5 protein-coding genes and 1 pseudogene are annotated in these 7,082 nt (G+C 55.7%); 4 read left to right on the top strand and 2 right to left on the bottom strand.

The genetic code is table 11. The annotated features are described in order from the left end of the window. Positions 1-289: pseudogene (gene fadA, locus DD606_RS23145) on the bottom strand (acetyl-CoA C-acyltransferase); the annotation flags it as partial. A gap of 9 nt (positions 290-298) precedes the next feature. Next, positions 299-2,488 (bottom strand): fatty acid oxidation complex subunit alpha FadB, encoded by a 2,190-nt coding sequence (fadB, locus tag DD606_RS23150; RefSeq protein ID WP_045895515.1) that lies wholly within the window; start codon positions 2,486-2,488, stop codon positions 299-301. A 190-nt stretch (positions 2,489-2,678) separates the two neighbouring features. On the opposite strand from fadB, the gene pepQ reads away from it, so the two are divergent. The 4 genes from pepQ to hemG are packed head-to-tail and all read left to right on the top strand — an operon-like array spanning position 2,679 to position 6,670. Further along, positions 2,679-4,010: a Xaa-Pro dipeptidase gene (pepQ, locus tag DD606_RS23160; protein WP_003860124.1), complete on the top strand. Its 1,332-nt coding sequence runs from the start codon at positions 2,679-2,681 to the stop codon at positions 4,008-4,010. Further along, the gene (locus DD606_RS23165; protein WP_023323863.1) at positions 4,010-4,624 is read left to right on the top strand and encodes an IMPACT family protein; all 615 of its coding nucleotides are present in this window, start codon (positions 4,010-4,012) and stop codon (positions 4,622-4,624) included. The genes pepQ and DD606_RS23165 overlap by 1 nt, the downstream gene beginning before the upstream one ends. A 41-nt stretch (positions 4,625-4,665) precedes the next feature. Then, complete coding sequence (trkH, locus tag DD606_RS23170) at positions 4,666-6,117, top strand: Trk system potassium transporter TrkH (RefSeq protein WP_022649737.1); 1,452 nt, start codon at positions 4,666-4,668, stop codon at positions 6,115-6,117. A gap of 10 nt (positions 6,118-6,127) precedes the next feature. Continuing rightward, the gene (hemG, locus tag DD606_RS23175; RefSeq protein WP_003860122.1) at positions 6,128-6,670 is read left to right on the top strand and encodes a menaquinone-dependent protoporphyrinogen IX dehydrogenase; all 543 of its coding nucleotides are present in this window, start codon (positions 6,128-6,130) and stop codon (positions 6,668-6,670) included. Positions 6,671-7,082: the final 412 nt, after the last annotated feature.

Raw genomic sequence — 7,082 nt, forward strand, 5'->3', positions numbered from 1 at the left:
CCTGCATCGACGAACCGCAAAGACGGTTGACGGTGACGGCCGGAACCGAGTGCGGGATCTCCGCCAGCAGGGACGCGTTACGGGCAATGTTGAAGCCCTGCTCCAGCGTCTGCTGGACGCAGCCCCAGTAGATATCGTCCAGCGCAGCAGGGTCCAGCGCCGGGTTACGCGCCAGCAGGCTACGCATCAGGTGCGCGGAGAGGTCTTCCGCGCGCACGTTACGGAACGCACCGCCTTTTGAACGGCCCATCGGGGTGCGAATCGCATCAACAATGACAACCTTTTCCATTGTGACTCCTTAAGCCGTTTTCAGCGCGCCAACCGGACGGGCTGGCTCAACTGCTGTGTAGTAGGGTTCGTTATGACGCGCTTTGTTACGCAGACCTTCCGGCACCTCATAAAGCGGGCCGAGGTGCTGGTACTGCTGAGCCATATCGAGATAGCGAGCGCTGCCGAGCGTATCCAGCCAGCGGAACGCGCCGCCGTGGAACGGAGGGAAGCCGAGGCCGTACACCAGCGCCATATCCGCTTCTGCCGGGCTGGCGATAATGCCTTCTTCGAGGCAGCGCACCACTTCGTTGATCATCGGGATCATCATCCGGGCGATGATCTCGTCGTCAGTGAAGTCGCGTTTCGGCTGACTGACGTCGGTCAGCAGGCCATCCACCGCCGCATCTTCTTCTTTTTTCGGTTTGCCTTTGCTGTCTTCTTTATAGCGCCAGAAGCCCAGACCGTTTTTCTGACCAAAGCGATTGGCGTCGAACAGGGCGTCAATGGCGTCGCGATAGTCTTTCTGCATGCGCTGCGGGAAGCCCGCCGCCATCACCGCCTGCGCGTGATGGGCAGTATCGATGCCGACAACGTCCAGCAGATACGCCGGGCCCATCGGCCAGCCGAACTGTTTTTCCATCACTTTATCGATTTTGCGGAAGTCTGCGCCGTCGCGCAGCAGCTGGCTGAAGCCGGCGAAGTAAGGGAACAACACGCGGTTAACGAAGAAGCCCGGGCAGTCGTTAACGACGATCGGCGTTTTGCCCATCTTGCTCGCCCACGCCACCACTTTGGCGATGGTTTCGTCGGAGGTTTTCTCCCCACGGATCACTTCGACCAGCGGCATGCGGTGCACCGGGTTAAAGAAGTGCATCCCGCAGAAGTTTTCCGGACGCTTCAGCACGCTCGCCAGTTCGCTGATAGGAATGGTGGAGGTGTTAGAGGCCAGCACGGTTTCCGGACGCACCTTGTCTTCGGTTTCGGCCAGCACCGCTTTTTTCACTTTCGGGTTCTCGACGACCGCTTCAACCACCACGTCCACACGGTCGAAACCGCTGTATTCCAGCACTGGCTGGATGGTGGAGATCACGCCTGCAAGCTTCAGACCATCAATTTTGCCGCGCTCAAGCTGTTTATTCAGCAGCTTGGCCGCTTCGGTCATGCCCAGCGTCAGGGATTTCTCGTTGATGTCCTTCATCACCACCGGCACGCCTTTCCAGGCAGACTGGTAGGCGATGCCGCCCCCCATAATGCCCGCGCCGAGTACCGCCGCGTGTTTTGGCGTTTCAACGTTTTTGGTGAGTTGTTTGGCTTTGCCCTTCACAAACTGATCGTTAAGGAAGATACCAACCAGCGCGCGGGCTTCGTTGGTGTGCGCCAGCGGGACAAAGCTCTGGTTTTCCAGCTTCAGGGCGTCATCACGGCCCAGACGGGCTGCCGCTTCAATGGTTTTCACCGCCGTGATCGGCGCCGGGTAGTGTTTACCCGCCGTCTGCATCACCATGCCTTTGGCGATAGTGAAGCTCATGGTGGCTTCAATCTTGCTGAGCTTTAACGGCTCCAGCTTCGGCTGACGTTTGGCTTTCCAGTCGAGGTCGCCGTTAATGGCCTGACGCAGAATGGCGAGTGCGCCTTCAACAAGCTTCTCAGGTTTTACAACGCCGTCGACCAGGCCAATTTTCTGCGCCTGTTCTGCGCCGACGTCTTTACCCGCGGCAATGATCTCCAGCGCGCTGTCGGCGCCCAGCATGCGCGGCATACGGACGGAGCCGCCAAAGCCCGGCATGATGCCCAGCTTGGTTTCCGGCAGGCCGATACGCAGGTCCGGGGTCGCCAGACGGTAATCAGTGGCTAACACGCATTCGCAGCCGCCGCCCAGCGCGTAACCGTTGACGGCAGAAAGGGTCGGGACAGGCAGATCTTCCAGACGATTAAAGACGCTGTTCGCGAAGTGCAGCCACTGGCTCAGCTGTTCTTCGGGCACCAGGAACAGCGACAGGAATTCGGTGATATCCGCGCCAACGATAAAGGCCGCTTTGTTGGAGCGCAGCAGCAGCCCTTTTAAATCTGATTGCTTTTCAAGTACATCCAGCGCCTGGCCAAGACTGGCCACCGTCGCGGTATCAAGCTTATTCACTGAGCCGGGGGCATCGAACACCAGTTCGGCAATGCCATCTTCCAGCCAGTCTACGTACAGGGTGTCGCCTTTGTAGAGCATGTCGGTCTCCTGAATCCAGCAATTGGATCTGGTCATACCAGATGAAACGGAGTGTGGAATTTATGTTAATAAAATGCAAATTAGTCATTAAGGAATTGCTGCGCTGATCACGGTCGGTGGAAATCACGCAGCCGGAGTGAGGTGTGCTAAGATGCGATGACTTGAGGTCAAAAAAACGAAAGGAAGAATGATGGACTCACTGGCTTCGCTTTATAAAAATCATATCGTTACCCTACAGGAACGTACCCGCGATGTACTGGCCCGCTTCAAGCTGGATGCCCTGCTGATCCACTCCGGCGAGCTGATGAATACTTTTCTTGATGACCATGCTTATCCCTTCAAGGTTAACCCGCAGTTTAAAGCCTGGGTGCCTGTCACGCAGGTTCCAAATTGCTGGCTGCTGGTGGATGGCGTGAACAAGCCGAAACTGTGGTTCTACCTGCCGGTCGATTACTGGCACAACGTGGAGCCGCTGCCGACCTCATTCTGGACCGAAGAAATTGACGTGATTGCGCTGCCAAAAGCAGACGGCATAGGCAGCCAGCTGCCAGCGGCGCGCGGCAACATCGGCTACATTGGTCCGGTTCCTGAGCGCGCGCTGGGTCTGGATATTCCGGCAGATAAACTCAACCCGAAAGGCGTGCTGGATTATCTGCACTACTATCGCGCCTACAAGACCGACTACGAACTTTACTGCATGCGTGAAGCGCAAAAAACGGCGGTGAATGGCCACCGTGCGGCGCACGAAGCGTTCCAGTCCGGTATGAGCGAGTTCGATATCAATCAGGCTTACCTGACGGCGACCGGCCACCGCGATACCGACGTGCCGTACAGCAACATCGTGGCGCTGAATGAACATGCCTCGGTTCTGCACTACACCAAACTGGATCATCAGGTTCCGGCTGAGATGCGTAGCTTCCTGCTGGACGCGGGGGCTGAGTACAATGGTTATGCGGCAGACCTGACCCGTACCTGGGCGGCGAATGCGGATACCGATTTTGCGCAATTGATTAAAGACGTGAACGACGAACAGCTGGCGCTGATTGGCACCATGAAGGCCGGAACCAGCTACGTGGATTATCACATCCAGTTCCATCAGCGCATCGCTAAACTGCTGCGTAAGCATCAGATTATCAAAGACATGAGCGAAGAGGCGATGGTTGAGAACGATTTGACCGGGCCATTTATGCCGCATGGTATCGGCCACCCGCTGGGTTTGCAGGTTCATGACGTCGCGGGCTTTATGCAGGATGATACCGGCACGCACCTGGCGGCACCGTCTAAATATCCTTATCTGCGCTGCACCCGCGTTCTGGCGCCGCGTATGGTATTGACCATCGAGCCGGGCATCTACTTTATTGAATCCCTGCTGGCGCCGTGGCGCGAAGGGCAATTCAGCAAGCACTTCAACTGGGAGAAAATTGAAGCGCTGAAGCCTTATGGCGGCATTCGTATCGAGGATAACGTGGTTATTCACGAGAACAGCATTGAGAACATGACGCGAGATTTGAAGCTGGCCTGATGGAAAGCTGGCTGATACCGGCCGAGCCGGTCACCTTTGTTGAGGAAATCAAAAAAAGCCGCTTTATCACGCTGTTGGCGCATACCGACGGCGTGGAGGCGGCGAAGGCGTTCGTCGAGTCCGTCCGCGCGCAGCACCCGGATGCCCGCCATCACTGTGTGGCGTGGGTCGCAGGGCCGCCAGACGACTCACAGCAGCTCGGGTTTTCTGACGACGGTGAACCGGCGGGTACGGCCGGAAAACCGATGCTCTCCCAGTTGATGGGCAGCGGCGTGGGTGAAATCACCGCCGTCGTGGTCCGCTACTACGGGGGCATTTTGTTAGGCACCGGAGGGCTGGTCAAAGCCTACGGAGGTGGTGTCCAGCAGGCGCTTAATCTTCTGATAACAACCCGCAAAACGCCACTTACGGAATATACTTTGTTATGCGATTACGCCCAGCTATCGGGTATCGAAGCACTGCTTAAACAGTTTAACGGTGTCATCGCACAGAGTGATTATCAGGCAATGGTGCAATTACGCGTGGCGCTTCCTCAGGCGGAACTGGCTGCTTTTTCAGCAAAACTCGCTGATTTTAGTCGCGGTTCATTGCAATTACTGCCGATTGAAGAATAATCCCCACCTCACAATTTTGAATACCTAAGGAAGCGGCAGAGATGCATTTTCGTGCCATTACCCGAATCGTTGGATTGCTGGTCATACTTTTCTCCGGGACAATGATCATTCCCGGACTGGTGGCGCTCATCTACCGGGACGGCGCGGGGCGTGCATTTACGCAAACCTTTTTTGTCGCGCTGACGATTGGCTCCCTGCTGTGGTGGCCAAACCGCCGTGAGAAAGGTGAACTGAAATCCCGGGAGGGGTTTCTGATTGTGGTCCTGTTCTGGACGGTACTGGGAAGCGTGGGTGCGCTGCCGTTTATCTTCTCCGAACAACCGAATCTCACCGTCACGGATGCGTTTTTTGAATCGTTCTCCGGATTAACGACCACCGGGGCCACCACGCTTGTGGGGCTGGATTCGCTCCCGCATGCGATTCTCTTTTACCGGCAGATGCTTCAGTGGTTCGGCGGTATGGGGATCATTGTCCTGGCGGTGGCTATCCTGCCGATTCTGGGCGTCGGGGGGATGCAGCTTTACCGGGCGGAGATGCCCGGCCCGCTGAAAGATAACAAAATGCGCCCGCGTATTGCGGAGACGGCGAAAACCCTGTGGCTTATCTATGTCCTGCTGACGGTGGCCTGCGCGCTGGCGCTGTGGTTTGCCGGGATGCCTGCGTTTGATGCCATCGGGCACAGCTTTGCGACTATTGCTATCGGCGGGTTCTCCACCCACGATGCCAGCGTCGGCTACTTCGACAGCCCGACAATCAATACCATCATTGCCATCTTTTTGCTGATCTCAGGCTGTAACTACGGTCTACACTTCTCGTTGCTTAGCGGACGGAGCCTGAAGGTGTACTGGCGCGACCCGGAATTCCGGATGTTTATTGGCGTCCAGCTGACTCTGGTGATCATCTGTACCTTGGTACTGTGGTTCCACGATGTCTATAACTCGGCGGTCACGACCCTGAACCAGGCCTTCTTCCAGGTGGTATCGATGGCAACAACCGCCGGTTTCACCACGGACAGTATTGCGCGTTGGCCGCTGTTCCTGCCGGTGCTGCTGTTGTGCTCTGCGTTTATCGGCGGCTGTGCCGGGTCAACGGGCGGCGGTCTGAAGGTGATCCGTATTCTGCTGCTGTTCAAGCAGGGGAACCGTGAGCTGAAACGTCTGGTCCACCCGAATGCGGTTTACAGTATTAAGCTGGGGAACCGCGCGCTGCCGGAACGCATCCTCGAAGCGGTGTGGGGATTCTTCTCCGCTTATGCACTGGTCTTTATTGTCAGTATGCTGGCGATTATCGCCACGGGCGTGGATGATTTCTCTGCCTTCGCCTCTGTGGTGGCAACGTTAAACAACCTGGGGCCGGGGCTGGGCGTCGTGGCGGATAACTTCGCCAGTATGAACCCGGTGGCGAAGTGGATCTTAATCGCCAATATGCTGTTTGGGCGTCTTGAGGTCTTTACGCTGCTGGTGCTGTTTACCCCAACATTCTGGCGTGAGTAAGGAGACATTGGTGAAAACGTTAATTCTTTTCTCAACGCGTGACGGACAAACGCGTGAGATTGCTTCATATCTGGCTTCTGAACTCAAAGAGCTGGGCATTTATTCTGATGTGGTGAACCTGAATCGCACAGAGCAGATTGCCTGGCAGGATTACGACCGCGTGGTCATTGGCGCTTCAATTCGTTACGGCCATTTCCATCCGGCGCTGGATCGCTTTGTGAAAAAGCATACGGCGGAACTCGCTCAGCTGCCTGGCGCGTTTTACTCGGTCAACCTGGTTGCCCGTAAAGCAGAGAAGCGTACGCCGCAGACTAACAGCTATACGCGTAAGTTTTTGCTGAGTTCGCCATGGCAGCCCGATATCTGTTCTGTCTTTGCTGGCGCGCTGCGTTACCCGCGTTACCGCTGGTACGACCGCTTTATGATCCGCCTGATCATGAAAATGACGGGCGGGGAAACGGATACGCGTAAAGAAGTGGTTTATACCGACTGGGCTCAGGTCGCCAGTTTTGCCCGTGAAATTGCGCATTTAACGGACGATGCGCGGGTTTAATAAGCGTTGAGTTTGAAAAATGAGCGAACGAAAAGTTTTTTGTATTTAGTGCTTGTCACTTCAGAAGAACTCCCTATAATGCGCCTCCACTGACACGGAACAACGGCACGCAAGCCGCCGGGTCAGCAGAGAAAAGCAAAATAAACGCTTGACTCTGAAGCGGGAAAGCGTAATATGCACACCCCGCGCCGCAGCGAAAACGAAGCGGCACTGCTCTTTAACAATTTATCAGACAATCTGTGTGGGCACTCAAAGTGACATGGATTCTTAACGTCCTCGGACGAAAAATGAATACCAAGTCTCAACGAGTGAACACGTAATTCATTACGAAGTTTAATTCATTGAGCATCAAACTTTTAAATTGAAGAGTTTGATCATGGCTCAGATTGAACGCTGGCGGCAGGCCTAACAC

This window comes from Enterobacter cloacae complex sp. GF14B, from assembly GCF_004136805.1.
Taxonomy (GTDB): domain Bacteria; phylum Pseudomonadota; class Gammaproteobacteria; order Enterobacterales; family Enterobacteriaceae; genus Enterobacter; species Enterobacter hormaechei_C.